Source organism: Arthrobacter sp. T2-23 (assembly GCF_055398325.1).
In genome coordinates, this window is record NZ_AP027917.1 from 189754 (window position 1) to 216631 (window position 26878).

The following is a 26878-nucleotide window of genomic DNA, read 5'->3' on the forward strand; positions in this document are numbered from 1 at the left end:
ACGTCTTGCCTGTCGCAGGCAGTGCCCCACCGGCAGTACAAAAAGGAAGAGATACACACTTTGAGCAGCCACTACGACGTTCTTGGAGTCTCCCGCGAAGCGACGGGGGAAGAAATCAAGAAGGCCTACCGCAAACTCGCGCGTTCCCTGCACCCGGACGTTAACCCCGGGGACGACGCTTCCGAGCGGTTCAAGGCGGTCACGCACGCCTACGAGGTGCTGTCCGATCCGCAGAAGCGCCGGGTCTACGACACCACGGGCAACGAGAACGGCACGGACAACGGCTTCGGCGGCGGCTACGCCGGCCAGGGCTTCGCTTTCCAGGACATCTTCGAGACCTTCTTCGGCGGCGCCGGCGGCCAGGGTGGCCCCGCATCCCGGGTCCGCCGCGGGCAGGACGCGCTGATCAGCGTCCGGATCGAGCTCCGCGACGCCGTGTTCGGCGTCAACAAGAAGCTCGAGGTGGACACCGCCGTCACCTGCCCCACCTGCGAGGGCTCCTGCTGCCGCGAGGGCAGCCACCCCGAACGCTGCGACATCTGCGGCGGCAGCGGCCAGGTCCAGCGCGCCGTGCGCTCCATCCTTGGCCAGGTCATGACCTCCGCCCCCTGCGGCAGCTGCGAGGGCTTCGGCACCGTCATCAAGGACCCGTGCAACGAGTGCGCCGGCCAAGGCCGGATCCGCAGCCGCCGCTCCCTGACCGTCAAGGTCCCGGCCGGCGTCGCCACCGGCACCCGAATCCAGCTCTCCGGCCAGGGCGAGGCCGGTCCGGCCGGCGGCCCGGCCGGTGACCTCTACGTCGAGATCCGGGTCAACAACGATCCGACCTACCTGCGGGAAGGCGATGACCTGCACGCGAGCCTCAACATCCCGATGACCGCGGCCGCCCTGGGCACGGAGCTGACCCTGGAGACCTTCGACGGGCAGCAGGAAATCGACGTCAAAGCCGGTACCCAGTCCGGCGAAGTCATCACGCTGCGCGGCCTGGGCGTGACGCACCTGCGCGGCTACGGCCGCGGCGACCTCAAGGTCCACCTGCAGGTGGACACCCCGGCCAAGCTCGACGCCGCCCAGGAGGAGCTGCTCCGCCAGCTCGCCAAACTCCGCGGCGAGCAGTTCACCGAAGGCAAGCTCGCCGCCAGCGGCGGCGTCTTCGCCAAGCTCCGGGACCGGCTCGGTAACCTGTAGCGGTGAGTAACCCGGTCTTCTTCACCCCCGCGGGATCCCTGGACCAGCAGGCCCCGGGCAAAACGTTCGTCCTCACGGGCGCCGAGGCGCGCCATGCGGTGACAGTCAAGCGGCTGGCCGTCGGGGAGGCGGTTGACCTCGCCGACGGCGCCGGCACGCGCATCACCGGCACCGTCACCGACGTCGCCCCGCAGGAACTGACGGTCGAATGCGTCGAGGCCAGCACCGAGGCCAGGCCCGACGTCAGGCTGGTCCTCGTGCAGGCGCTGGCCAAGGGCGACCGCGACGAACTCGCCGCCGAAACGGCCACGGAACTGGGCATTGACGCCGTCGTGCCCTGGCAGGCGGAGCGGTCGATCGTCCGGTGGAAGCCCGAACGCGCGGCCAAGGCTCACGCCAAGTGGCAGTCGGTGGTGACGGCAGCCGCGAAGCAGGCGCGCCGCGCCTGGATCCCGGAGGTCCGGGACGCCGTCGACGGCGGCGGGCTGCAGGCAGCCGTCGCGGCCGCGGACCTGGCCATCATCCTGCACGAGGACGCCGTGCGGCCGCTGCGGCAGGTGCTGGAAGCCTGGCTCGGAGACGGGCAAGGGGCAGGGGACGGTGGCAAGCCGCGCGAGGTGCTCCTGATCGTGGGTCCGGAGGGCGGCATCAGCCCCCGCGAGGTCACCCGGTTGTGTGACGCGGGCGCCGTGACCGCCCTGCTGGGCCACCTTGTGCTGCGTTCGTCCACGGCCGGGCCCGCCGCCACCGTGCTGGCGAGCGACATCCTCGGACGCTGGTAGCCGCCGGACGCTGGTAGCCGCCGGACGCTGGTAGCCACCGGGCGACGGGACTAGCGGACGGTGAACCCGCGGGTATCGACGTTCAGGTCCTGCACCGCGCCGGTGGGATCCACCTGCGATACCCGGGCCTCATAGCTCCCGGGCCCGAGGTTCAGCGAAAAGTTGAACAGGCCGGCCTGCGCGCCGTCGGCGGAGGCGGTCATATTGCCGTTCAGGTAAGGGGTCTTGGTGGTGCCGTCGACCCGCAGGATCTCCCAGCGCAACTTGCCGCCCGGGACCGTGCTGCGGCCGGAAAACTTCACGGCTCCGTCGGCTTCCTCGGTGCCCTCCTGCGGATCGATAATCCACACGGGCGCTACCATCCCGGCGCTGCGCGACGTCGGCGCACCAAGCCGCACCCGGTTGAAGGCCACATAGTCGGTGTGCCCGTCCACGAGGATGACGACCTGGATCTGCTGCCCGGCGTCCGTCAAGCCCGCGCTGGCCCCCGCCGCCGTGGCCGTGTAGACCAGCTGCTGGATGGCGCGTTCCGCCATGTCGGCGTCGACGTTGCTGTTGAACGCGTCTGCGGACACATCCACGGTGATGACGTTTTTGCCTGAAATCGAGGTGGCCAGCTTTTTCGGATTCTGCCACGGGGTGAAGAAGTCGGGGTCCAGCGGCTTCTCCGACATCATCACCCGCAGGGCCCGCGTGATGGGGTTGTCCTGCTCGGAGACGTCGCGGAATTCCCGGTACAGGAAGACATTGTTGTTGCTGCGTCCGATCCAGTAGACCGGTGCCTTGTTGGACGCCTGCGTGGATTCCAGCGGGGCGCTGGTGGTGGCGACGCCGGGGGCTGGACCCGGCACCGTCTGGGTGGGGGTACCCGAGTCGGTGATTCCGGGCTGGGGTGTGGCGACGCAGCCGGAAAGGGCCAGGGCGGCGGGCAGCACCAGCAGCAGGACCCCGCGGCGCGTACGCCGGCCTGCTGCCTTGATGACTCCACGCTGACTGATGGCCGCTGTCCCTTCGTTGTGTGTTCGCTCCGTGCCCGCAGGGCGTGTTCGACGGGCGGGTGTCCGCCGCGCCGGGATACCCGCGGGCCGTCACAGGAACGGCGGCGTCGGGCCCGGCAGGGCCGAATCCAGCATTACACAGGACGCCCGCGCTCCGGGCGGGTTTCCGCACCGGCCAGCGAACTGCAACGGGAACGATATGAGGACGATATGAAGTTGATACCTAATGGCGTTGCGGAGGCCCCCCGCGCCGGTACCGGGCAACGCTGGCGTAAGATGGAAGGACCCGCCGGAACCCGGCGCTGATGGCCCGGACGGCCGTCGGCCGGCAACGGCGGGCGACCATTTCCGAGCTGGAGGGGACCAGAGGCCCACGGGCCAACACCATGACTGAAGCAGCCAACGGCAAGGCCCGGATCAGCGCGGGCGAGCGCACCGCAGGGGAATTTCCCCACTCCCTACCAGGCCTGCGGACGGAGGTGGTGCTGTTCGACAACTCCGACCAGATGGTGCAGTCCCTGGGTAGCCACGACGAGGCCTTGCGCTTCATTGAAACCCAGTTCCCCGACGTCGACTTCCATGTCCGTGGCAACGAACTTGCCATCAGCGGCCCGTCCGCCGACGTGCCCCGGATCATGCGGCTGCTTAACGAAGTGCGCGGCCTGGTGGCCCGCGGCACCGTCATCACGCCGGCCGTGCTGCAGCAGCTGGTGTCAATGCTGCGCAGCCAGTCGCTGCAGAACCCCGTGGACGTCCTGACGCTCAACATCCTGTCCAGCCGCGGCAAGACCATTCGGCCCAAGACCCTGAACCAGAAGAACTATGTGGACGCCATCGACGCGAACACGGTGATTTTCGGGATCGGCCCGGCCGGTACCGGCAAGACCTACCTGGCCATGGCCAAGGCCGTCCAGGCGCTGCAGCAAAAAGAAGTCAGCCGGATCATCCTGACCCGTCCGGCCGTTGAAGCGGGGGAGCGGTTGGGGTTCCTGCCCGGCACGCTGAGCGACAAGATCGATCCCTACCTGCGCCCGCTTTACGACGCCCTGCACGACATGATGGATCCCGAGTCGATTCCTCGGCTGATGGCCGCCGGCACCATCGAGGTGGCACCGCTGGCCTACATGCGCGGGCGCACGCTCAACGACGCGTTCATCATCCTGGACGAGGCCCAGAACACCACACCGGAGCAGATGAAGATGTTCCTCACCCGGCTGGGCTTCGGCTCCAAGATGGTCGTCACCGGCGATGTGACGCAGGTGGACCTGCCGTTCGGCACCCGCTCCGGGCTGCGGATCGTTGAAGAGATCCTGCAGGGGATCGAGGACGTCAATTTCTCGGTCCTGGACGCCTCCGACGTCGTCCGGCACCGGCTGGTGGGTGACATCGTGAACGCCTACAGCATCTGGGACGACACACAAAGGAACCGGGTCAAGCACTCCGTCGCCCGGGAAAACCGGGGAGAACGCGCATGAGCATCGAGGTCAACAACGAATCCGGCGTCAGCGTCGACGAAGCCGAACTGGTGGCCCTGGCCCGGTTTGTCTTCGAACGGCTCTTCATCCACCCGCAGGCGGAGCTCTCCATTCTGCTGGTCGACGAGCCCGCGATGGAAAAGCTCCACATCGAACTGATGGACGAGCCTGGCTCCACGGACGTGCTGTCAGTGCCGATGGACGAGCTCACCCCGGGCACTCCGGACAAGCCGACCCCTCAAGGGATGCTGGGCGATATCGCGATTTGCCCGCAGGTGGCCGAGGTCCAGGCGAAAAACGCCGGCCACTCGACCCAGGACGAGATGCTCCTGCTCACCACCCACGGCATCCTGCACCTGCTGGGCTTTGACCACGCGGAACCGGAAGAAAAGGAAGAGATGTTCAGCCTGCAGCGCGAACTGCTCTCCGGTTTCACCGGCAAGGACGCCCCGGCAGAGACGATTCAGTGACCCCACTGATCCTGGCCGGCATGGCGCTGGTCTTCCTCAGCTTTGCCGCCGTGCTGACAGCGGCCGAGGCTGCCTTCAATTACCTTCCCCGGCACGACGCCGAACAGGCGATCCTGCACAGCCGTGGCACCGCGCTCAAACGGATCATGGGCCAGCCGGTGGCTCACATGCGCGCCCTGCGGTTCTGGCGGGTCTGGTTCGAGATGGCCTCCGCGGTTGCCGTCACCGTGCTGTTGCACAGCCTGCTCGACAACGCCTGGCTCGCTGGCCTGGCCGCCACCGGCATTATGGCCCTGGTCGGCTTCGTGATCGTTGGGGTGTCCCCGCGCCAGCTGGGCCGCGTGCACTCGGCCGGCCTGGTCCGTTTCTCGGCGCCCCTTATCCGCTGGCTCTGCTGGGTTCTGGGTCCGATTCCGGGCTGGCTGGTCACCGTCGGCAGTGCCGTAGCGCCCGGCGCGCCGGCGGACAACGAAGCCTTCTTCAGCGAAGAGGAGTTCCGCGAACTGGTCGAACGTGCGAGCGAATCCGACGTGATCGAGGACAACGAGGCCGAGCTGATCCAATCGGTCTTCGACTTTGGCGACACGCTGGTCCGTTCCGTGATGGTGCCGCGGACGGACATCCTCTGCATCGACTCCGGCTCCAGCCTGCACCGGGCGATGTCGCTGTTCCTGCGCTCCGGATACTCGCGGATCCCGGTCATCGGTGACAACACGGACCAGATCCTCGGCATCGTCTACCTCAAGGACGTCGCCGCCGTGGTCCACAACCTGGGCCCGGGCGAGGAGCCGCCGCTCGTCGACGAGCTGGCCCGCGAAGTGCGCTACGTTCCCGATTCGAAGCCCGTGAGCGAGTTGCTCCGCGAGCTGCAAAAAGAATCAACGCACGTCGCGATCGTGATCGACGAGTACGGCGGGACCGCCGGGCTGGTCACGCTCGAGGACCTGATCGAGGAGATCGTCGGCGAGATCGTGGACGAATACGACACCGAAGCCGCCGAAGCGGTGGAACTAGGCGACGGCAGCTACCGGGTCAGCGCCAAGATGAGCATCGACGACCTCGGCGAGCTCTTCGACCTCGAGCTCGACGACGACGAGGTGGACACCGTGGGCGGCCTCCTCGCGAAGGCGCTTGGCCGGGTGCCGATCGTCGGGAGCACCGTCGCCGTCGACGGCGTCACGCTCCGGGCCGACAGGCTCGAGGGCCGCCGGAACCGGGTCAGCCACATCATTGCGGCCGCAGTTCCAAAGGAAGAAACTGACCTTGAAGACCTTCTCGACGAGGCTGAACCAACGCAACAGGGAGTTCCACGTGAGCAAGCAGAATAAGTCCGACGGCGAAGCGCCCTACGGCGGTTACCGGGCCGGGTTCGCGGTGCTGGTGGGACGTCCCAACGCGGGCAAATCCACCCTCACCAACGCCCTGGTCGGCCAGAAAGTCGCTATCACGTCGGCCAAGCCGCAGACCACCCGCCACACCATCCGCGGCATCGTGCACCGCGAGGATGCGCAGCTGATCCTGGTCGACACCCCCGGGCTCCACCGCCCGCGGACGCTGCTGGGCAAGCGCCTCAACGAGCTCGTCGCGGACACCCTCGCCGAGGTGGATGCGATCGGCTTCTGCCTGCCCGCCAACGAGAAGATCGGCCCCGGCGATAAGTTCATCGCCGCGCAGCTCGCTGCCGTCGGGAACAAGCCGGTCATCGCCGTCGTGACGAAGTCCGACACCGTGGACCGGCAGGCCCTGACCGAGCAGCTGCTCGCCGTCGCCGCCCTGGGCCGCGAGGTGCTGGGCGAGGACGGCTGGAAGGACATCGTCCCGGTCTCCGCCACGGACGGCTTCCAGGTTGGCACCGTCGCCGACGTGCTGATCAGCCATATGCCGCCGTCGCCGCCGCTCTACCCGGACGGCCACCTGACTGACGAGCCCGAAGCGGTGATGATCGCCGAGCTCATCCGCGAGGCCGCCCTTGAAGGCGTCCGCGACGAACTTCCGCACTCCCTGGCCGTTGTGGTCGACGAGATCGTTCCGCGCGAAGGCCGGCCGGAGGACCGTCCGTTCCTGGACGTGCGGGTCAACCTCTATGTGGAACGGCCCTCGCAGAAGGCCATCATCATCGGCAAGGGCGGCGCCCGGCTTCGTGAAGTGGGCACCACGGCGCGCAAAGCCATCGAGGCCCTCCTCGGCGCCCGGATCTACCTGGACCTGCACGTCAAGGTCGCCAAGGACTGGCAGCGCGATCCGAAGCAACTGGTGAAACTGGGCTTTTAGGCCCCCGGCGGCGCCAAAGCGCGCGGTGCCCCCAGGCTGGCCGCGCGTGCGGCCGGCCCGCGGAACGCCGCCGCGGACCGGCACGCCCATCGGGATTTTCCCAGTTTCGGACACTAAAATGGTGAGACTCCCGCTCGCTAAGGAAGGCATCACCCGTGGTTCGACCCCGTGACAACCGTGCAGACGGAACCGGCCCCCCGGTTCGGTCCAACGCCGCTGCCCGGCACACGGAAGACACTTCCGTCGGCCCGGCCCGCCACTTGGGAGCCACTTCGCAGACCCCGATGTGGCTCAAGGCCACGACGCTCATCATTTCCGTCCTGCTCGTCGGAGTGATCGCCTTCGGTGCCTACTGGTTCATCCGGCTGCAGGGGAACATCACCAAACAGGCCTTGGGTGCCGGCAACAGCCGAACCGAGAACGCGGTCGACGAAGCGAAGGATCGGATGCAGATCCTGATCCTCGGATCGGACACCCGCGACGGCAAGAACTCGCAATACGGCAGCGCCGCCGATTCCACCGGCTACGGCCACTCAGACGTCATGATGCTGATGGACATCTCCGCGGACAACAAGCGCGTCAGCGTAGTCAGCTTCCCGCGCGATCTGCTGGTTGACATTCCCAAGTGCGTGGACCAGAAGACGAAGCAGGAATTCCCGGCCCAAAAGAACGTCATGATCAACGCGGCGATGTCCGAGGCCGGCATCGGCTGCGCCGTGGACACGGTCAATAAGATTACCGGCCTCGAGGTCGACCACTTCATGATGGCGGATTTCAACTCGGTCAAGGAGCTGTCCAATACCGTCGGCGGCGTGGACGTCTGCGTCAGTGACGCAATCTACGACCCCGACTCCGGACTCCGCTTGCCCAAGGGCACCTCCAAGGTCCAGGGCGAGCAGGCACTCTCCTTCGTCCGCACGCGGCACGCCTTCGGCGACGGCGGCGATCTCGGCCGGATCAAGGCCCAGCAGGGCTTCCTGTCTTCCCTCGTCCGCAAGATCAAGGACGACGGCACCCTCTCCAACCCCGGTCGGATGCTCGGCATCGCGGACGCGATCACCAAGAACCTGACGATTGACGAGGGCATGGCCTCCGTCCCGACGCTGCTCACGGTCGGAAACCGGCTCAAGAACATCGACGTCGGAAAGGTCGCCTTCGTCGCCGCCCCGACCGAGCCGGCGGTGTCCGACCCGAACCGCCTGCAACTGGCCCAACCGGCCGCCTCACAGCTGTTCGCGGCGATGCGCAACGACGTCGACCTGACGGATCCGGCCGCCAAACCGGCCGCCTCTGCCAGTGCCTCGGCCAGCGCGGAACCCCCGGCCAGCCAGAGCCCGGCCGCTCCGGCGTATAACAAGGCGCTGCAGCCCGTCACCGTGGCCAATGGGTCCGGGGACCCGGCCCGGGCCAAGGAACTCGTGGCCGCCCTGACCGCGGGAGGCTTCACCAAGACGGGCCAGTTGACCGCCAAGGCGGTGGCCACAACGGCGGTGTACTACGGTGCGGAATTTGCCGACGTGGCCGCCGACGTCGCCGCGCTGCTCGGCATCCCGGCCTCCCAGGTGCTCCCGGCGGCCGGTGTCACCGGCGTGCAGGTCTACGTGGGCCGCGACTACGCCGCCGGCGCTACCCAGCAGCCGAACGCCCCGGCGGCACTGCCGCCGAACATCGTCAACCAGACCGCGGGGGACACCGTCTGCCAGCAGGCCAATCCCGCACTGATCACGCGCTAATCACACACTAGGAAACAACACAACAAAAGGCGGGCCGGGTGATGTCACCCGGCCCGCCTTTTGCTGACCCTGCAGCAGGACGGTGGCCGCTACCAGATGCTGACCCGCTCGCCCGGCGCCAGCCACATGCCGTCCTGCTCCGCGGTTTCGAACGCCGAGTGGAAGGCATCGAGGTTCTTGGCGATGGCGTTGGTGCGGAATTCGTTGGGGGAGTGCGGATCCGTCGCGAGCCGCCGGACAGCTTCCTCGCTGCGGATTACCTGCCGCCAGCTTGCAGCCCAGGAAGCGAAGAAACGCTGGGCGCCGGTGAGTCCGTCCAGCACCGGCGGCTCCTGCCCCTCGAGGCTGATCTGGTACGCCTTGTAGGCGATGGTGAGGCCGCCTAGGTCGCCGATGTTCTCACCCAGCGTCAGCTTGCCGTTGACGTGGTGGCCGGCGGCTTCGGCAGGGGAGAGGGCATCGAACTGGGCTACCAGCTTGGAGGTCAGTGCCTCGAACGCGGTCCGGTCCGCCTCGGTCCACCAGTTCCGGAGCAGGCCGCTGCCGTCGTACTGGGAGCCCTGGTCATCGAAGCCGTGGCCGATCTCGTGGCCGATCACGGCCCCGATCCCGCCGTAGTTGACGGCGTCGTCGGCGTCGGCGGTGAAGAACGGCGGCTGCAGGATGGCGGCCGGGAACACGATCTCGTTGAGCAGCGGGTGGTAGTAGGCGTTCACGGTCTGCGGCGTCATGAGCCACTTCTCCCGGTCCACGGGCTTGCCCACCTCGTCCAGGTGCCGGTCGACGTCGGCGCTGTGGGCGCGCTCCACGTTGCCCAGCAGGTCAGCCTCGTCGATCACCACGGCGGAATAGTCGATCCATTTGTCCGGGTAGCCGATCTTCGCCCGGAAGGAATCGAGCTTCTGCAGCGCCTCCACCTTGGTCTCTTCACCCATCCAGGCCAGGTTCGTGATCGACCCGCGGTACGCCTCGATCAGGTTGGCCACCAGCGCGCGCATGTGTTCCTTGTGGCTTTCCGGGAAGTGCCGGGCCACGTAGATCTGCCCGACCGCCTCACCCAGGGCGGCCTCGACGACGGCGACACCGCGCTTCCAGCGGTCCCGGTTGCGCGGCGTGCCGCTCAGCGTGGTGCCGTAGAACGCAAAGTTCGCGTCAACGAAAGCGGCCGAAAGGTAGGGGGCGGCCGCGCCGACCACCCGCAGCGCAAGCCACTCCTGCCAGACGGCCAGCGGCACCGATTCCAGCAGGGCAGCGGCGCCCGCGAAGAAGTCCGGCGTGCTGACCACGAGTTCGGCGCGCTTGTCCGCTGCGATGCCGGCGGCGTCGAACCAGTCCGCGAGCAGCGGGAACAGCTGCGAAACCTCCTCTGCCGACTTCAGGTTGTAGGTCTTCTGCGGATTGCGCAGCGTCACCTTGTCCCAGTGATGTGCCGCCAGGGAAGTCTCCAGCTCCACGACACGGGCCGCCGCAGCCTCGGCGTCCGGGATGCCGGCCAGCCCGAACATGGTGCGGACGTGATCCCGGTAGGACTGCACCACCGGCGCGAATTTCTCTTCGCGGTAATAGGACTCGTCCGGCAGGCCCAGGCCCGCCTGGCCGGTGTAGAGCAGGATCCGGTCCGGATTGCCCGCGTCGGGCGCCGGGTAGATGTAGAACAGGCCGGAGACGTCGGCGCGGAACAGCCGTCCGGCGAGCCGGACCAGATCGGCAACGGACGCCGTCGCGAAAACCTCGGCCAGCCGGGCGCGGATCGGCTCCGCCCCCTTGGCCTCCACGGCTTCCTCGTCCATGAAGCTGTTGTACAGGTCCCCGATCTTGCGTTCGATGCCGGTTGCGTCCTCGCCGCGGCCGGCCGCCTCCAGGATGATCTCCTTGACCGCCAGTTCCGAGCCGTCGCGCAACGCTGTGAACGTGCCTTCCAGCGGCCGGTCATCCGGTATAGGGGTGTTCTTCAGCCAGCTCCCGTTGAAGTGCCGGTAAAGGTCGTCCTGGGGGCGGACGCCGGCGTCGATGGTGGACTGGTCAATCCCGGAAAGCGGCACTGTGGCTCCTTCGAGTGGGAAGCTGCACCGGGCCCTGGCACCGGTACAGCGTCTGCATGCTGGACGTTGCGGAGGTATGGCTCCTTCATCTTACGCACCCGTGTTAGTGTGAAAATGTGCGCGCAGAACTGCTTCTTCTTAGCTGCCGCGGCGAGGCCTCAGACGCGATCTAGCGCAAGGCCAAACCTCGCTGCGGAGTTTGTGTTGCCCGGCCACCCTTTCACCAGGAACCACAGAAAAGGCCCCGATAGTAATGCGAAACGCACAGCAGCCCTCAGGAATGCCGGTCCACCGCTATGTCCCGTTCCAAGACCTGATCACGGTCGAACTGCCGGACCGCACCTGGCCTGACAAGGTCATCACCAAGGCCCCGCGCTGGTGCGCGGTCGACCTTCGTGACGGCAACCAGGCCCTGATCGACCCGATGAGCCCGGCCCGCAAAATGAAGATGTTCGACCTGCTGGTCCGGATGGGCTACAAGGAGATCGAAGTCGGCTTCCCCTCGGCCTCGCAGACGGACTTCGACTTCGTTCGCCAGCTCATTGAGGGCAACCGCATCCCGGACGACGTCACCATCCAGGTCCTGACCCAGGCCCGGGAACACCTGATTGAGCGGACCTACGAGTCCCTGGTCGGCGCCAAGCAGGCCATCGTGCACCTGTACAACTCGACGTCGGTCCTGCAGCGCCGCGTCGTGTTCAACCAGGACGAGGACGGCATCCTCGACATCGCCCTGCAGGGCGCGCGCCTGTGCAAGAAGTACGAGGAAACCCTCCAGGACACCCACATCACCTACGAGTACTCGCCGGAATCCTTCACCGGCACTGAACTCGCCTACGCCGTGCGGGTCTGCAACGCGATCGCTGACGTCTTCGAGGCCTCCGCCGACCGCCAGGTCATCATCAACCTGCCGGCCACGGTCGAAATGGCCACCCCCAATGTGTACGCGGACTCCATCGAGTGGATGAGCCGGCACCTGCACCCGCGCGAAGGCATTATCCTCTCCCTGCACCCGCACAACGACCGGGGGACCGGCGTCGCGGCCGCCGAGCTGGGCTACCTGGCCGGGGCAGACCGGATCGAAGGCTGCCTGTTCGGCAATGGGGAGCGGACGGGCAACGTGGACCTGGTCACCCTGGGCCTGAATATGTTCGTCCAGGGCATCGACCCGATGATCGACTTCTCCGACATCGACGACGTCCGCCGCACCGTCGAGTACTGCAACCAGCTGCCCGTCGCCGAACGCTCCCCGTACGGCGGTGACCTGGTCTTCACGGCCTTCTCCGGCTCGCACCAGGACGCCATCAAGAAGGGCCTGGAAGCGCTGGAGAGGGACGCAGCCGCCGCGGGCAAGGACGTGGCCGACTACGCCTGGCAGGTCCCGTACCTGCCCGTGGACCCCAAGGACCTCGGCCGCAGCTACGAGGCCGTCATCCGGGTGAATTCGCAATCCGGCAAGGGCGGCGTGGCCTACCTGCTCAAGAACGAGCACAACCTGGACCTGCCGCGCCGGGCACAGATCGAGTTCTCCGGCGTCATCCAGCGCCGCACCGACACGGTGGGCGGCGAAGTCAGCGGCGGCCAGCTGTGGCAGCTCTTCCAGGACGAGTACCTGCCCTCGGCTGCCGCCGAGGCCCAGTGGGGCCGCTACGCCCTCGGCGCGGTCAGCACCGAGTCGGACGAGGACGGCACCATGACGCTGACCGCCGCGCTGAAGGTGGATGGCAAGCCGTTGCGGCGCACCGGGACCGGTAACGGCCCGATCGCCGCGCTGCTGAGCATCCTGCGCGAGGACGGCGTGGATGTCCGCGTGCTCGACTACAGCGAGCACGCCCTGTCCGAGGGCGGCAGCGCCCAGGCCGCTGCTTACGTCGAATGTGCCGTGGGGGAGCGGGTGCTGTGGGGTGTCGGGATTGACGCCAACACCTCCATGGCCTCGCTCAAGGCCGTCATCTCTGCTGTCAACCGTGCCATCCGGGACGCCCGCGCCTAGCAGCCCGGGGCGCCGCGCCGCCGGAGTTTCCGGCGGCGCGGCGCTGCGTCCCGGCAGCGCCGCTTTTCCAATGGCAGTGTTTCCCCAAAGTCAGTGCGAAGATTAACTGTGGCCCAACCTTCCTCCTTTGCTGCGCGCGCGTACCGCGACGACGCCGTCGTCCTGCGCACCCACAAGCTCGGCGAAGCGGACCGCATCATCACCTTGCTGACTAAGCACCATGGCCAGGTCCGGGCCGTCGCCAAGGGCGTCCGCCGAACCAGCAGCCGCTTCGGCGCGAGGCTGGAACCCTTCATGGTCGCGGACCTCCAGCTCATCTCCGGCCGCACCCTGGACGTCGTCACCCAGGCCGTCGCCAAGGGCGCCTACGGCTCCAACATCGCCGCCGACTACGGCCGCTACACTGTCGCCGCCGCGATGACCGAAACTGCTGAGAAGCTCACCGACGTCGACGGCGAGGCCGGAACCGCCCAGTACAACCTGCTGGTCGGGGCGCTGGCGTCGCTGAGCCGGGGCGACCACGCCCCCGAGCTCATCCTGGATTCCTACCTGTTGCGTGCCCTGTCCACCGGCGGCTGGGCGCCCAGCTTCACCGACTGCGCCCGCTGCGGCGCCCCTGGACCGCACACCGCGTTTTCCGCCTCGCTGGGCGGCATGGTCTGCGGGGAGTGCCGGCCGCCCGGTTCCCCCGCGCCCGCCGCGGAGACGGTGCTGTTGCTGGGGGCGCTGCTGACCGGTAACTGGACGGCGGCGGACGCCTCTGCGCCCGCCCACCGCCGGGAAGCAGCGGGCCTGGTGGCCAGCTACCTGCAGTGGCATCTGGAACGTGTCCTGAAATCCCTCAAACATGTGGAGCGAACATAGCCGTGGCCTTGGGAAAGAAGAAGAACCCGGTCCGCCGGCGCGCCGCCGAGGTAGTGGCGCCCTACCCGCACCCCTCCGGTGCCCTGCCGCCCGCCATCCCGGCGGAGTTCATCCCGAAGCACGTCGCGATCGTGATGGACGGCAACGGCCGCTGGGCGAACCAGCGCGGCCTGCCCCGGATTGAGGGCCACAAGGCGGGGGAGCCGGCCCTGCTGGATGTCATGGCCGGGGCCATCGAACTGGGCATCGAGCATGTCAGCGTTTACGCGTTTTCCACCGAGAACTGGCGCCGCTCGCCCGAGGAAGTGCGCTTCCTGATGGGATTTAACAAGGATGTGCTGCGCCGCCAGCGGAACCAGCTCGACGAATGGGGTGTGCGGATCCGCTGGTCCGGGCGGCGGCCCAAGCTCTGGGGCTCGGTGATCCGGGAGCTCGAGGAGGCCGAGGAGTACACCCGCGGCAACAGCACCTGCACCTTGAACATGTGTGTTAACTACGGCGGCCGGGCAGAGATCGCCGATGCCGTCTCCGCGATCGCCGAGGAGGTCGCCGCGGGTCGGCTCAAACCCGGCGCCATCACCGAGCGGACCATCCAGAAGTACCTCGACGAGCCGGACCTGCCCGACGTCGACCTGTTCCTGCGCAGCTCCGGCGAGCAGCGGCTGTCCAACTTCATGCTCTGGCAGTCCGCCTACGCCGAGTTCGTCTTCCTCGACACGCTATGGCCGGACGTGGACCGGCGGACCCTGTGGGACGCCGTCGAAATCTACGCCCAGCGGGACCGCCGGTATGGCGGAGCCGTCGACGCGGCCGCCCCGCTGAACCCGGCCTGAGCCCGGGGGACCGGGCCGCCTCAGCCGGCCGGGCCCGCTATCCGGGGTACAGGCTCAGCCAGAGCAGCAGATCCGCGTAGGCTTCCCGCCGCACCGCGGGGCGCGAGAGGAAGACGTCGTGGATCGCCCCCGGGTAGCGGAAGACGGCCGTCCGGCGGCCCAGCCCAAGCGCCCGGCGCGCCGTTTCCTCCACGTCGATCACGGCGTCGAGGTCCATCAGTCCCTCGGACCATTCGGCCTGGATCCGGGTGCGTCCGGACAGCATCACCAGCACCGGCGACGTGATGTCTAGTCTCCGCTGCACGGCCGCGTGACCGGCCAGGACCGCCTTGGTCCATCCCGGCCGGATCGGGAACGACGCCCGGGGCCGCCATTGCGGCTCCAGCTCCCACTCACCGTGGGCCGTGCGGCTGACGCTGTCCCAGTAGCCGGGCATGCTGGGCAGCAGCAACGGCCGCCGGGGGTCGGTGCGGGCCAGCGGTTCGACCAGCTGCATGGCGATGTTCCGGATCAGGCTGCTGCCCTGAAGTTCCAGCCACGGCGCGTTCAGGATGAGGGTGCCGAGGGCTCCAGGGTTCCGGTCGGCCCACAACGCGGCCACCAGGCCCCCGAAAGAATGCGCGAGCAGATGCACCGTCGGCACTCCCGGGATGCCCGTTCGGTTGGTGACGTCCGCCTTGACGGCGGCGAGGGCTGCGTCGAGGTCCTCGTCGTAGACCGCCAGGTCCGTGGTGTAGCCGGGCGTCTGCCAGCTCCGCAGGCTGCGCCCGAACTTCTGCAGGTCCAGGGCGTAGAAGTGGAAGCCGCCGGCCACGAGCTGGTCGGCAAGTTCGGCCTGCAGGAAGTAGTCGGCCCAGCCGTGCAGGTAGAGGACCACCTTTGCCTGCCCGGCCGGGCCGGGCACTTCCGGGTGCTGCCGTGGACGGACCAGGGTGGCGACGACGGGTCCCTCGTCATCCGGGCTCAAGGCCAGCTCCAGGGACTCAAAGCGGCTCCCCAGGACATCCCGCTGCCAAAGCTGCGCTGCGGGCACCGTCATTGCTGCCCGCCGTCGTCCGTGACATAGGCCCGGATCCAGCGGGCGAGACGGGCATAGGCGTCGGCCCGGACCCGTGGGGCGGAGAGGAAAACGTCGTGCAGGGCGCCGTCGATCCGTTCGAGGGTCACGGTGCGGCCCAGGCTGAGGGCGCGCAGGGCGATCGTGTTGACGTCCAGGACGGCGTCGGTGCGCCGCATCGACTCTTTCCAGAACATTCCGTTGGCGCTGGCGCCGGAGATCAGCACCAGGATGGGGACGTCGATATTCAGTCCCCGGGCGACGCGGGACTGGCCGGCGAGTACGGCGCTGAGCCAGCCGGCCCGAACCGGGAACGCCCGCGGCGGCCGGTAGTTGTCATCCAGGACCCATTCGCCTTCCGCGGCGCTGCTGATGCTGCGCCAGTAAAAGGCGCGCTCGGGGAGCCGGATCACGGATTCGGGCCGGAAGCGTGCCAGCGGCTCCACCATGGCCCGTGCGGCGCGGCGGACGGCAGGGCTGCCGTGCATCTCGAGCCAGGGGCTGTCGAGGACCAGCTGGGCGGCGCGGCCAGGGTGCCGGCTCGCCCAGAGCGCGGCGATGAGTCCGCCGGTGGAATGCCCCATCAGGGTTACCGGCGGGGGAGGTGCGCCCTTGGGAGCCAGGGACTCGATCATGCCGATCGCCGCCGTAATCTCGGCGTCGTAGTCGGCCAGGTCCGCGACGTAGCCGCCGTGGGTGCCGGGCCGCAGGCTCCGGCCGTGGTTGTGCATGTCCAGTGCGAAGAAAACGAAACCCTGGCCGGTCCAGAATTCCGCGAGCTCCTCGTTGAAGAAGTAGTCGCTCCAGCCGTGCAGGAACAGCACCGCACGCCGGGGTGCGCTCCCGGCGCCCGAGGCGGGAATGTGCCGGACCAGGGTGGCGGTGCGTTCGACGCCGTCCGGTCCGGTGGTCTGGAAGGGGCACGCCGCGAAGTCCTCACCCAGGATGTCGGTCTGCCAGTCCATCTGATCCTCCCGGTCGGCCGGCTAGAGGGCGGAGGCCGCGGCGCGGCCAGCCGCACGGCCGGAGAACAGGCACCCGCCAAGGAACGTTCCTTCCAGGGCGCGGTACCCGTGGATGCCGCCGCCGCCAAACCCGGCCGCCTCGCCGGCGGCGTAGAGCCCGGCCACCGGGCGGCCGGCGCCGTCCAGGACCCGCGAGTGCAGATCCGTTTGGATCCCGCCGAGGCTCTTGCGGGTGAGGACCGAGAGGCGGACCGCCAACAGCGGCCCGTGCCGGGGATCGAGCATCCGGTGCGGCGGCGCCACCCGCATGATCTTGTCCGTGGCGAAGCGCCGGGCGGCGCGGATCGCCGCGAGCTGCGGATCTTTGCCCAGCCCGCTGGTGAACTGCCGGTCCCTGGACCGGACCAGGCGGTCCAGCTCCGCGGCGTCGATGAGCGGCGCACCGGTGAGGGAGTTCATCTTCGCGGCGAGCTCCGTAGGGCGGCCGGCTTGCAGGAAGTCGACACCCCGGTCCAGGAAGCGCTGCAGTGGGCTGTCCCCGGCCGGTTTGAGGCGGCCGGCGAGCAGGCGGAGGTCCTTACCGGTCAGGTCCGGGTTCTGCTCGGAGCCGGAGAGCGCGAATTCCTTCATCGCGATGGTCTTGTTCAACACGAACCAGGAGTGGGTGTGCCCGGTGCCGAGGATGTGCCGGAGCGCGCCGAGCGAGTCGAAGCCCGGGAAAAGCGGGGCGGGGAGCATCCTGCCCGTGGCATCGAGCCAGAGCGCAGACGGTCCGGGCAGGATCCTGATCCCGTGCCGCGGCCAGACCGGGGAATGGTTGTGGATGCCTTCCGGATAGTGCCACATCCGGTCGCCGTTGATCAGCCGGCCACCGGCGCGGTCCACCGCGGCCAGGAAGTCGCCGTCCACCGAGGCCGGGACACCGCTGAGCATCGACGCCGGAGCGCCGCCACCAGGCCATTGCCGCCGGACCGCGTCGTGGTTCCCGCCAATGCCGCCGGTAGTGACGACGACGGCGCCGGCATCGGCCTCGAAAGCGCCGGCGGACGTGCGGGAGGACTGTTCGCCCCGGGCTTCGGCGCTGGTCACCAGGACCTCGCCGCGGACGCCGCTGAGCCGGCCCGCCGTCGTCGTCAGTTCGGTGGCGCGATGCCGGAAGTAAAAGGACACGCGTCTGGCGGCCACGCCTTCGCGGAGCTTGGCCAGGAAGGGCGCGACCAGCGCCGGGCCGGTTCCCCAGGCGACGTGGAAGCGCGGGACGGTGTTGCCGTGGCCGTCGGGGCCGTAGCCCCCGCGCTCGGCCCACTGCACCAGCGGGAACAGCCCGACGCCCAGGGAGGCAAGCCAGGCACGCTTCTCGCCGGCCGCGAAGTCCACGTAGGCCTCCGCCCACTGCCGGGCCAGGGCGTCCTCGGGCCGGTCGAAGGCGGCGGAGGAGAGCCAGTCCGCCAAGGCAAGCTGCGCGCTGTCGCGGACGCCCAGCCGGCGCTGCTCCGGGGTGTTGACCAGGAAGAGGCCGCCGAAGGACCAGTGCGCCTGGCCGCCCGCCGAAGCCTCGGGTTCCTGGTCCAGGACCGCTACCCGCCGGCCCGCGGCATACGCCTCCGCCGCGGCCACCAGCCCGGCCAGTCCGGCGCCGACAACCACCACGTCAGCCTCGATCCGTGCTTCGGAAGCCGCTGCCGGGCCGTTGCTGTGGACTGCATCATCGCTGGTCATGGCTTCATGCTAGCGCCCGCCGGGCCGAGGTTTTGTCTGGTTTTGGCGCGTTTGCCGGCGGCATTTTGGTTTGCGCGGCCGGAACCGGAAAACTAGGGGCATGCGCGTATATCCCACCTTCTTCCGGCTCGCCTTCTCCTGGATGGACGCCGAGCGCGCCCACAAGATCGGTTTTCGGGCCATCCGGCTGGCCAACAGCTGCGGGGCCGGACGGGTGTTGCAGCGGTTCACCGCCCCGGCAGCCTCGTTGCGGACCGAGGCCTTCGGCCTGACGTTCCCTTCGCCGTTCGGGCTGGCCGCGGGCTTTGACAAGGAAGGCCACGGCATCGAGGCGCTGACCGACCTCGGCTTCGGCCACGTCGAGGTCGGCACCATCACGGGTCAAGCGCAGCCCGGCAACCCGGCGCCCCGGCTGTTCCGCCTGGTCGAGGACCGCGCCGTGATCAACCGGATGGGTTTCAACAACGACGGCGCCGCCGCCGTGGCACCCCGGCTCCGCTCCGCACGCGCCGCCCTGCAACGCCGCTACCCCGGCGTCCGCCCGGTCATCGGCGTCAACATCGGCAAGAGCAAGGTCGTGGAGCTCGAGGACGCGGTGGCGGACTACCTGGTCAGCGCCCGCAGCCTCGCGCCCGCAGCCGATTACCTGGTGGTCAACGTCAGTTCCCCAAACACCCCGGGGCTGCGCCTGCTGCAGGACGTCAACACCCTGCGGCCGCTGCTGACCGCGGTGGGGGAAGCGGCGGACAGCGCCGCCGGGCGGCACGTGCCGCTGCTGGTGAAGATCGCCCCGGACCTTAGCGACGAGGACATCGACGACGTCGCCCGGCTGGCCCTTGACCTGAAGCTGGACGGCATCATCGCCACCAACACCACCATCGGCCGCGACGGGCTTGTCTCCAGCCCGGAACAGGTCGAGGCGTGCGGGGCCGGCGGACTCTCCGGCGCGCCGCTGAAGCAGCGGTCGCTCGAGGTGCTGTCCAGGCTCAAGGCCGCCACCGGCGGTGCCATCACCCTGGTCTCGGTGGGCGGTGTGGAGACGGCGCAGGATGTCCAGCAGCGCCTCGACGCCGGCGCCACCCTGGTGCAGGGCTACACGGCCTTCCTCTATGAGGGTCCCTTCTGGGCGGCGCGGATCAACCGGCTGCTCGCGAAGCACCCGTCCCGGCGCTAGGCGGCGCCGGGACGCCCTCCGCGGACCCCGGACGAACGAAAAGAGCCCCCGGTAGCTGCCGGGGGCTCTCCTTGTTGAAGGTGTGAATCAGGCGGGGAATTCGCCGCGCTTGACCTGGGGCTTGGGCAGCCGCAGGCGGCGGAACTGCAGGGAGCGCATGGAGCCGTACCAGACGGTGCCGCGCTCGACCTCGCCGAACTTCTCGGCAAGACGCTTCTTGAGCTTGCGGGAGAGGATAAAGACGTCGACGAAGACGGCCAGGAACATCACCCAGAAACCGCCGAGGACGTAGATCATCTGTTCGCTGCTCGCGGGGACCAGCAGGGAAATGACGACGAAGACGAGGGCGCCGAACATCAGGTACTCGCCGAGGCTGAACCGCGCGTCCACGTAGTCGCGCGCGAACCGCTTCTGTGGGCCCTTGTCGCGCAGCGGCAGGAACTTCTCGTCACCGGTGTCCATGGCCTGGCGCATCTTGAGGCGCTGCTCGGCGACGGCGGTGCGCTCGGCTGCCCTGGAGGCCTTGCGGTCCTCAGGAACAAGCGGCCGCTTGCGGGCGGCCACCTGGGCGCTGCGCTTGGGCGTGGGCGCGCCCTTGCCGATGGCGGTGTCCCGGGCTGCCGCTTCGGCTACCTGCTGGTCAACTACGTCCTGCGCCGAGGGCGCTTCTTTTCTACGTCCAAACACCCCTCCAGAGTACCCTGCCGTGGGCGGCGGGAGGCCCAGTCCACGGCACCGTGGCGCTGATGGTCGTGATGCCGGACACGGTAGTGTTTTGGCCATGACTTCATCATCCGCGGGGATCCCGCAATCCTCAGCCAGCGGCTCCATCGATGCCGCAGCCCTCCGCCAGGCCGTCACCGAATCCTTCGACGCCACCGTCGAACAGTTGAAGGAGCTGGTGGCCATTCCCGGCATCGCCTGGCCCAGTTTCGACCCCGCCCCGCTGAACGCCAGCGCCGAGGCCGTCGCCGAACTGGTCCGCGCCAGCGGATTTGAGGACGTCCAGATCCTGCGCTGCGACAAGGAGGACGGCACCCCCGGCGGCCCGGCCGTCGTCGCGACCCGCCGGGCCGCAGCCGGCAAGCCCACCATCCTGCTCTACGCCCACCATGACGTCCAGCCCACCGGCGACCTCGCGCTCTGGGAGACCGAGCCGTTCGCCGCCGTCGAGCGCGAAGGCCGCCTCTACGGGCGCGGCGCCGCGGACGACAAGGCCGGCATCCTGGCGCACGTCGCCGCCTACTCCGCCGTGACCCGCGTGCTGGGGGACGAGCTGGGCCTCGGCGTGACCTTCTTCTTCGAGGGCGAGGAGGAAGCCGGCTCACCGACTTTCCGTGCCTTCCTGGAAACCCACCAGGAACTGTTGCGCTCGGACGTGATTGTGGTGGCCGACTCCTCCAACTGGAAAGTCGGTATCCCCGCGCTCACCACCAGCCTGCGCGGCCTGGTGGATGGCACCATCGAGGTCAAGGTGCTGGACCACGCCGTCCACTCCGGCATGTTCGGCGGACCCGTTCTCGATGCTCCGACCCTGCTGGCGCGGCTGATCGCCACCCTGCACGACGCCGAAGGCAGCGTGGCGATCGAGGGCCTCGTCAGCCGGGACGACGTCGCCGTCGACCTCACCGAAGAGGAATACCGCAACGATGCGTCCGTGCTCGACGGGGTGAAGCTCGCCGGCACCGGTTCCATCGCGTCGCGCCTGTGGACCAAACCCGCGCTGTCCATCATCGGCTTCGACGCCCCCGCCGTGGATGTCGCGTCCAACACCCTGTTGCCGCGCGCCCGCGCCAAGTTCAGCCTGCGGCTCGCCCCGGGCCAGGACCCGGCCGAGGCCATGGAGGCCGTGAGGCGGCACGTTGAAGCCCATGCGCCGTTCGGCGCCGAGGTGGTGTTCACCCCGGGGGAGAGCGGCAATGCGTTCCTCACGGACACCACCTCCACCGCCGCCAGCATGGCGATGTGGGCGCTCGGCGAGGCGTGGGGAGTGCCCGCGGTCGAGACGGGCATCGGCGGCTCGATCCCGTTCATCGCGGACCTGACCGAGCTCTACCCGGACGTGCAGATCCTGGTCACCGGCGTGGAGGATCCCGATTCGCGGGCGCACAGCGCCAACGAGTCGCTCCACCTGGGTGACTTCCGGAACGCGATTATTGCCGAGGCGCTCCTGCTGGCCCGGCTGAACGCCGAGGGCCTTGCCTGAGGGCGCAGCGTGCGCGGGCCTGTCCTTCGGCGTTTCCGGGGAACATTCAGCCGGTACCGACGGTTACGCCAGGAGTTAGAGCTACACCGCTGATCGACGTAGCATGTAGCTATAGCCCATACCGTTTAAGTAGGGGCGGGCACCGCGCAGGCGGAGCCGCCACGACCGTCGTAAGAAGGTAGGCCATGAGCACTACAACCAATGAAAACAGCGCCGACACCACCGTCCAGGCGGACCAGGAACTGGCCAGCCACGAGGTCCAGCTGACCGACGTCGCCGCCGGCAAGGTCCGCAGCCTGCTGGAACAGGAAGGCCGCACTGATCTTCGCCTCCGCGTTGCCGTGCAGCCGGGCGGGTGCTCCGGGCTGATCTACCAGCTCTACTTCGACGAGCGGCTCCTCGAGGGCGACGCCGTCCGCGACTACGACGGCGTCGAAGTCGTCGTCGACAAGATGAGCGTCCCCTATCTGAGCGGTGCGAGCATCGACTTCGAGGACACAATCTCGAAGCAGGGATTCACCATCGACAACCCCAACGCAGGCGGATCCTGCGCCTGCGGGGACTCCTTCCACTAAGGTCTAAGGCCGGGCAATCAGCCCGGCCTTAGTGCCGTCCGGGGAGCGGTCGGCGGAAGCATTGAAACTGCCTCCGACGCACGGTGCGGACATGTGGGCGAAAACTCGCGGGGAGCGGTAAGCTCTACACCGAGTAGTAAAACTTTTAGTGTGCCCGGAACGCCATCGGCGGCCGGGCGACAGCAACAAGTAGGAAGGGCCGTCTGTGAGTTCGCAGAACCGAACCGGCAGCCGACGCAAACAGATCACTACGATCACTGGCTTGGCACTAGCCGGCGCGTTGGCATTGACTGGATGTTCACCAGAGGTACAGAAAGGGTGGCTGCCCACTGAGCGGGGCACCACCAACCACACTGACCGCATCATGGACCTCTGGGTCAACTCATGGATTGCCGCGCTGGTCGTCGGCATCATTACCTGGGGTTTGATGATCTGGTGCATCGTCGCCTACCGGCGGCGCAAGGGCACCGTCGGGTTCCCCCGCCAGAACAGCTTTAACCTGCCGCTCGAGGTCTTCTACCTGACGATCCCGCTCTTTATGGTCCTGGTGTTCTTCTACTTCACCGACCGCGACCAGCAGGCCATTGACAACCGGGACCAGCCGGCCGACGTCGTCGTCGACGTCCGCGCCAAGCAGTGGGCCTGGGACTTCAACTACAAGAAGGGCGACGTCGTCACCGGCGACGTCCACGAGGCCGGCGTCCAGGCGCACCTCACCGGCAACGAGGTGGACAAGGAAAAGCTGCCCACCCTGTACCTGCCGGTCAACAAGTCGGTTGACCTCGAGCTCAACGCCCGCGACGTCATCCACTCCTTCTGGGTTCCCGCCTTCCTACAGAAGCGCGACATGATCCCGGGCAAGACCAACTACATCCGGTTCACCCCCACCAAAGAGGGAACCTACGACGGCAAGTGCGCCGAACTCTGTGGTGAGTACCACTCCGAAATGCTGTTCCGTGTGAAGGTTGTCTCCGATGCGGAGTTCAAGGCCCACCTGGACAAGCTCAGCCAGGACGGCAACACCGGACTGCTCGGCGAAGAGTACGACCGCAACCCGGCCCCGACCGAGAACAAGTAAGGGGAGCGCGAAGTGGCAACGACCTACTCTCAGCCCTCAGGGATCCTTGAGGCTCCCGTAGTACCCAAATCCAAGGGGCGCATCGTCGTCAACTGGATCACCTCCACCGACCACAAGACCATCGGGTACATGTACCTGATCGCGTCCTTCGTGTTCTTCTGCTTTGGCGGCGTGATGGCGCTGCTGATCCGCGCCGAGCTCTTCGAGCCCGGCATGCAGATCCTGCAGACCAAAGAGCAGTACAACCAGCTGTTCACCATGCACGGCACCGTCATGCTGCTGATGTTCGCGACGCCGCTGTTCGCCGGCTTCGCCAACGTCATCATGCCGCTGCAGATCGGCGCCCCCGACGTCGCCTTCCCGCGGCTCAACGCGCTGGCCTTCTGGTTCTTCCTGTTCGGTTCCACGATCGCCGTGTCCGGCTTCATCACCCCGCAGGGTGCCGCGTCATTCGGCTGGTTCGCTTACGCGCCGCTGTCCAACACGACCTTCAGCCCCGGCGTCGGCGGTGACCTCTGGGTCTTCGGCCTGGCGCTCTCCGGCTTCGGCACCATCCTCGGTGCGGTCAACTTCATCACCACGATCATCTGCATGCGTGCCCCGGGCATGACCATGTGGCGCATGCCGATCTTCACCTGGAACGTTCTGGTCACCGCGATTCTGGTGCTCATGGCCTTCCCGCCGCTGGCCGCCGCCCTGTTCGCCCTCGGCGCGGACCGCCGGTTCGGCGCCCATATCTTCGACCCGGAGAACGGCGGTGCCGTCCTCTGGCAGCACCTGTTCTGGTTCTTCGGCCACCCCGAGGTGTACATCATCGCGCTGCCGTTCTTCGGCATCGTCTCCGAGATCTTCCCGGTCTTCAGCCGCAAGCCGATCTTCGGCTACAAGGGCCTGGTCTACGCGACGATCTCGATTGCCGCACTGTCCGTGACCGTGTGGGCGCACCACATGTACGTCACCGGTTCGGTTCTGCTGCCGTTCTTCTCCTTCATGACGATGCTGATCGCGGTTCCCACCGGCGTGAAGTTCTTCAACTGGATCGGCACCATGTGGCGGGGTTCCATCACCTTTGAAACCCCCATGCTGTGGAGCATCGGCTTCCTGGCGACCTTCCTCTTCGGCGGCCTGACCGGCATCATCCTGGCCTCCCCGCCGCTGGACTTCCACGTCTCCGACTCCTACTTCGTGGTGGCGCACTTCCACTACGTGGTCTTCGGCACCGTGGTGTTCGCGATGTTCGCAGGGTTCTACTTCTGGTGGCCGAAGTGGACCGGCAAGATGCTCAACGAGCGCCTTGGCAAGATCCACTTCTGGATGCTCTTCCTGGGCTTCCACGGCACCTTCCTCATCCAGCACTGGCTCGGCGTCGAGGGCATGCCCCGCCGCTACGCGGACTACATGCCGCAGGACAACTTCACCTGGATGAACCAGTTCTCTACCTACTCGTCCTTCCTCTTGGGCGCGTCGCTGATCCCGTTCTTCTGGAACGTTTACATCACCTGGCGCAGCAACGAGAAGGTCCTGGTCGATGACCCCTGGGGCTTCGGTGCCTCGCTCGAATGGGCGACGTCCTGCCCGCCGCCGCGTCACAACTTCACCTCGCTGCCGCGGATCCGCTCGGAGCGTCCTGCCCTGGACCTGCACCACCCCGAGCTCTCCCAGTACTACACCGTCGACACTCCTGCTCCGGCAGCAGCGACCCTCGGTAACGCCGACCAGAAGGATCAGGCCCAGTGAAAATCGAATCAAGGATTTTTGGACTGGGAGTCTTCTTCTTCGTCCCAGTTGCCATCGTCTACGGGATTGTGACCGGCTGGACTGAGCCGGTGGGCTACCTCGCCCTCCTGCTCGTAGCCGGCCTCGCCGGCATGATCGGTGCCTACCTTGGCTTCACCGGCCGTCGCGTGGGCATGCGCCCCGAGGATCGCAGCGATGCTGAGATCCACGAAGGTGCCGGCGAGCAGGGCCACTTTAGCCCCTGGAGCTGGTGGCCGCTGGTCCTCGGATTGGCATCTGCCGGCGGGTTCCTCGGCCTGGCCGTGGGTTTCTGGATCACGTTCATCGCCGGCGGCCTCGCCGTGGTGGCGCTCGTGGGTTGGGTTTACGAGTACAGCCGCGGTGACCACGCGCACTAGCTAGCTGCGCTGACAGCAACGACGTCGGGCCCCACCTTCTGGTGGGGCCCGACGTCGTTCGTGCTTGCGTTGGCCCGTGTTTTTCTGCTCAGCGCGCCTGCTCAACCCGCCTGCGACTCCAGCAGGGCGCAGAGCTCGGAAAGGGTACGCTCGGCGTCTGCGACGCTGGAGTCCGCCGGGACAGCGTCGGCCCGGACCTCCAGCTCCACCTCGCAGCCGCACGGGAAGTCCTCCGTCATGACCTCCAGGAGCGAACGGGCGTCGACGCCGGGCCGTCCGTCCCTGCTGATCGTGACCGGGAGACCGCTCTGCGTCACGGCGCGGACGAAGACTGCCGCCGGACGGGCATGTAGTCCGATGGAGGCCTGGACGATGGCCTTGCGTGCGGGCAATGGAACTCCTTCAGCCGGGGGCATTTCCAGCGTAGCCGGGGGAGGGGCGCCGGGCGAACCGCATCATCCGGTGGTCTAGACCTGCCGCCAAAGTGCCCTAGGCTTGAGGTATGAACGATTGCAGCAGGTTTTTCCGTGGGCTCTAATGCGAGCCGGATGGCCGGGGAGATTGACCGGCACAGCGGGGTCCCCATCTACGTCCAGCTCCGCGAAATCCTTCGCGCGCACATTGCTAGCTCCTGTCCGCCGGGTTCGGCCCTGCCGTCCGAGCGGGACCTCTCCGAGCGTTTCGGCCTGGCCCGGATGACCGTGCGCCAGGCTATCGACGCCCTGGTGGGCGAGGAAGTGATCGAACGTGTTGTCGGCCTTGGTACGTTTGTGCGCAAGCCCAAACTGGACCTCCAGGTAAAACTCACCTCCTATAGCGAGGAGATGCAGCGCCGCGGCATGGTGCCGGCCGCCAAGGTTCTCAGCTTCGAACAGATCAACGCCAGCGCCTTCCTGGCCCGCGAGCTCCAGTTGGAGGAGGGAACGCCGCTGGTGCGGTTCCGGCGCCTCCTGCTGGCTGACAATGAGCCGATGAGCGTGGACGAGAACTTCATTCCCGCGCACCGCGTGCCCGGCCTGCTCGACGGGGAGCCGCCGACGTCGCTCTACAACGTGCTGAGCGAGCGCTACGGGCTGGTGATGGAGTGGGGCGAGGACATGATCGAGGCGACGGCGGCGTCGCCGTCGACGGCCCGGCTGCTCAACGTGGAGGTAGGGTCGCCGCTGCTGAAGATCCAGCGGCATGCCTTCGTCGCCCGGGCCATGGTTGACTATTCGGTCTCCTATTACCGGGCTGACCGGTACAAGCTCTGGGTGCCCCTGCAGCGCCCCGGCGTCCGCCCCACCCGCAATTACGCCACGGGCTACCGCGCCTGACCAG

Annotated in this window: 24 protein-coding genes; 17 read left to right on the top strand and 7 right to left on the bottom strand. The window is 67.8% G+C overall.

The features are described 5' to 3' along the window. Positions 1-60 precede the first annotated feature (60 nt). Both dnaJ and ACZ5Z0_RS00895 read left to right on the top strand, forming a co-directional pair. Positions 61-1188: a molecular chaperone DnaJ gene (dnaJ, locus tag ACZ5Z0_RS00890; RefSeq protein WP_464109482.1), complete on the top strand. Its 1128-nt coding sequence runs from the start codon at positions 61-63 to the stop codon at positions 1186-1188. Positions 1189-1190: 2 nt separating this feature from the next. Further along, positions 1191-1970: a 16S rRNA (uracil(1498)-N(3))-methyltransferase gene (locus ACZ5Z0_RS00895; RefSeq protein WP_464109483.1), complete on the top strand. Its 780-nt coding sequence runs from the start codon at positions 1191-1193 to the stop codon at positions 1968-1970. Positions 1971-2020: 50 nt separating this feature from the next. Here the strand turns inward: ACZ5Z0_RS00895 and ACZ5Z0_RS00900 are convergent, their stop codons facing one another. Next, positions 2021-2905 (bottom strand): GerMN domain-containing protein, encoded by an 885-nt coding sequence (locus tag ACZ5Z0_RS00900; RefSeq protein WP_464109484.1) that lies wholly within the window; start codon positions 2903-2905, stop codon positions 2021-2023. A gap of 449 nt (positions 2906-3354) precedes the next feature. Here ACZ5Z0_RS00900 and ACZ5Z0_RS00905 point away from each other — a divergent pair, with 449 nt between their 5' ends. The 5 genes from ACZ5Z0_RS00905 to ACZ5Z0_RS00925 all read left to right on the top strand — a co-directional run bounded on the left by ACZ5Z0_RS00905 (position 3355) and on the right by ACZ5Z0_RS00925 (position 8917). Beyond that, the gene (locus ACZ5Z0_RS00905; RefSeq protein ID WP_464109485.1) at positions 3355-4443 is read left to right on the top strand and encodes a PhoH family protein; all 1089 of its coding nucleotides are present in this window, start codon (positions 3355-3357) and stop codon (positions 4441-4443) included. Further along, positions 4440-4913: an rRNA maturation RNase YbeY gene (gene ybeY / locus ACZ5Z0_RS00910; RefSeq protein ID WP_464109486.1), complete on the top strand. Its 474-nt coding sequence runs from the start codon at positions 4440-4442 to the stop codon at positions 4911-4913. Before ACZ5Z0_RS00905 ends, ybeY begins: the two co-directional genes overlap by 4 nt. Beyond that, positions 4910-6241, top strand: coding sequence for a hemolysin family protein (locus ACZ5Z0_RS00915; protein WP_464109487.1), 1332 nt, complete (start codon positions 4910-4912; stop codon positions 6239-6241). Before ybeY ends, ACZ5Z0_RS00915 begins: the two co-directional genes overlap by 4 nt. After that, entirely contained in the window at positions 6225-7184 is a 960-nt protein-coding gene (gene era, locus ACZ5Z0_RS00920) for a GTPase Era (protein ID WP_464109488.1), read from the top strand. Before ACZ5Z0_RS00915 ends, era begins: the two co-directional genes overlap by 17 nt. Before the next feature lie 155 nt (positions 7185-7339). Next, on the top strand, positions 7340-8917 hold the full coding sequence (locus ACZ5Z0_RS00925) for an LCP family protein (protein ID WP_464109489.1): 1578 nt from the start codon (positions 7340-7342) through the stop codon (positions 8915-8917). A gap of 89 nt (positions 8918-9006) precedes the next feature. Here the strand turns inward: ACZ5Z0_RS00925 and ACZ5Z0_RS00930 are convergent, their stop codons facing one another. After that, on the bottom strand, positions 9007-10959 hold the full coding sequence (locus ACZ5Z0_RS00930) for a M13 family metallopeptidase (RefSeq protein WP_464109490.1): 1953 nt from the start codon (positions 10957-10959) through the stop codon (positions 9007-9009). A 253-nt stretch (positions 10960-11212) separates the two neighbouring features. Here ACZ5Z0_RS00930 and leuA point away from each other — a divergent pair, with 253 nt between their 5' ends. The 3 genes from leuA (at position 11213) to ACZ5Z0_RS00945 (ending at position 14649) form a co-directional block, all read left to right on the top strand. Continuing rightward, entirely contained in the window at positions 11213-12952 is a 1740-nt protein-coding gene (gene leuA, locus ACZ5Z0_RS00935; protein ID WP_464109491.1) for a 2-isopropylmalate synthase, read from the top strand. Positions 12953-13060: 108 nt separating this feature from the next. Beyond that, entirely contained in the window at positions 13061-13816 is a 756-nt protein-coding gene (gene recO / locus ACZ5Z0_RS00940) for a DNA repair protein RecO (protein WP_138769275.1), read from the top strand. A 2-nt stretch (positions 13817-13818) separates the two neighbouring features. Then, positions 13819-14649: an isoprenyl transferase gene (locus ACZ5Z0_RS00945; RefSeq protein WP_464109492.1), complete on the top strand. Its 831-nt coding sequence runs from the start codon at positions 13819-13821 to the stop codon at positions 14647-14649. Between the two features lie 37 nt (positions 14650-14686). Here ACZ5Z0_RS00945 and ACZ5Z0_RS00950 read toward each other — a convergent pair whose 3' ends face one another. From ACZ5Z0_RS00950 to ACZ5Z0_RS00960, 3 genes are read right to left on the bottom strand one after another with little or no spacing between them, the layout of a single operon-like run. After that, the gene (locus tag ACZ5Z0_RS00950) at positions 14687-15688 is read right to left on the bottom strand and encodes an alpha/beta hydrolase (RefSeq protein ID WP_464109493.1); all 1002 of its coding nucleotides are present in this window, start codon (positions 15686-15688) and stop codon (positions 14687-14689) included. After that, positions 15685-16671: an alpha/beta hydrolase gene (locus ACZ5Z0_RS00955; protein ID WP_464109494.1), complete on the bottom strand. Its 987-nt coding sequence runs from the start codon at positions 16669-16671 to the stop codon at positions 15685-15687. The genes ACZ5Z0_RS00950 and ACZ5Z0_RS00955 overlap by 4 nt, the downstream gene beginning before the upstream one ends. Positions 16672-16692: 21 nt before the next feature. Next, positions 16693-18390 (bottom strand): FAD-binding dehydrogenase, encoded by a 1698-nt coding sequence (locus ACZ5Z0_RS00960; protein WP_464109495.1) that lies wholly within the window; start codon positions 18388-18390, stop codon positions 16693-16695. Between the two features lie 100 nt (positions 18391-18490). Here ACZ5Z0_RS00960 and ACZ5Z0_RS00965 point away from each other — a divergent pair, with 100 nt between their 5' ends. Continuing rightward, the gene (locus ACZ5Z0_RS00965; RefSeq protein ID WP_464109496.1) at positions 18491-19564 is read left to right on the top strand and encodes a quinone-dependent dihydroorotate dehydrogenase; all 1074 of its coding nucleotides are present in this window, start codon (positions 18491-18493) and stop codon (positions 19562-19564) included. Between the two features lie 87 nt (positions 19565-19651). Here ACZ5Z0_RS00965 and ACZ5Z0_RS00970 read toward each other — a convergent pair whose 3' ends face one another. Continuing rightward, the gene (locus ACZ5Z0_RS00970; RefSeq protein WP_464109497.1) at positions 19652-20251 is read right to left on the bottom strand and encodes a DUF3043 domain-containing protein; all 600 of its coding nucleotides are present in this window, start codon (positions 20249-20251) and stop codon (positions 19652-19654) included. A gap of 94 nt (positions 20252-20345) precedes the next feature. Between ACZ5Z0_RS00970 and ACZ5Z0_RS00975 the strand changes: the two genes are divergently transcribed. From ACZ5Z0_RS00975 to ACZ5Z0_RS00995, 5 genes are all read left to right on the top strand, one after another. Further along, positions 20346-21770 carry a M20/M25/M40 family metallo-hydrolase gene (locus ACZ5Z0_RS00975; RefSeq protein ID WP_464109498.1) on the top strand — a complete coding sequence of 475 codons (1425 nt, stop codon included), beginning with the start codon at positions 20346-20348 and terminating at the stop codon, positions 21768-21770. A 185-nt stretch (positions 21771-21955) separates the two neighbouring features. After that, complete coding sequence (locus tag ACZ5Z0_RS00980; RefSeq protein ID WP_138769282.1) at positions 21956-22345, top strand: HesB/IscA family protein; 390 nt, start codon at positions 21956-21958, stop codon at positions 22343-22345. Positions 22346-22550: 205 nt separating this feature from the next. Further along, positions 22551-23423: an aa3-type cytochrome oxidase subunit II gene (ctaC, locus tag ACZ5Z0_RS00985; protein ID WP_464109499.1), complete on the top strand. Its 873-nt coding sequence runs from the start codon at positions 22551-22553 to the stop codon at positions 23421-23423. Positions 23424-23435: 12 nt separating this feature from the next. Beyond that, positions 23436-25160, top strand: a complete 1725-nt coding sequence (gene ctaD, locus ACZ5Z0_RS00990) for an aa3-type cytochrome oxidase subunit I (RefSeq protein WP_464109500.1) — start codon at positions 23436-23438, stop codon at positions 25158-25160. Next, positions 25157-25558, top strand: coding sequence for a cytochrome c oxidase subunit 4 (locus ACZ5Z0_RS00995; RefSeq protein ID WP_464109501.1), 402 nt, complete (start codon positions 25157-25159; stop codon positions 25556-25558). The genes ctaD and ACZ5Z0_RS00995 overlap by 4 nt, the downstream gene beginning before the upstream one ends. A gap of 101 nt (positions 25559-25659) precedes the next feature. Here ACZ5Z0_RS00995 and ACZ5Z0_RS01000 read toward each other — a convergent pair whose 3' ends face one another. Next, positions 25660-25950, bottom strand: a complete 291-nt coding sequence (locus tag ACZ5Z0_RS01000) for an HPr family phosphocarrier protein (RefSeq protein ID WP_464109502.1) — start codon at positions 25948-25950, stop codon at positions 25660-25662. Positions 25951-26106: 156 nt separating this feature from the next. Between ACZ5Z0_RS01000 and ACZ5Z0_RS01005 the strand changes: the two genes are divergently transcribed. Continuing rightward, positions 26107-26874: a GntR family transcriptional regulator gene (locus ACZ5Z0_RS01005; RefSeq protein ID WP_349414299.1), complete on the top strand. Its 768-nt coding sequence runs from the start codon at positions 26107-26109 to the stop codon at positions 26872-26874. Positions 26875-26878 lie beyond the last annotated feature (4 nt).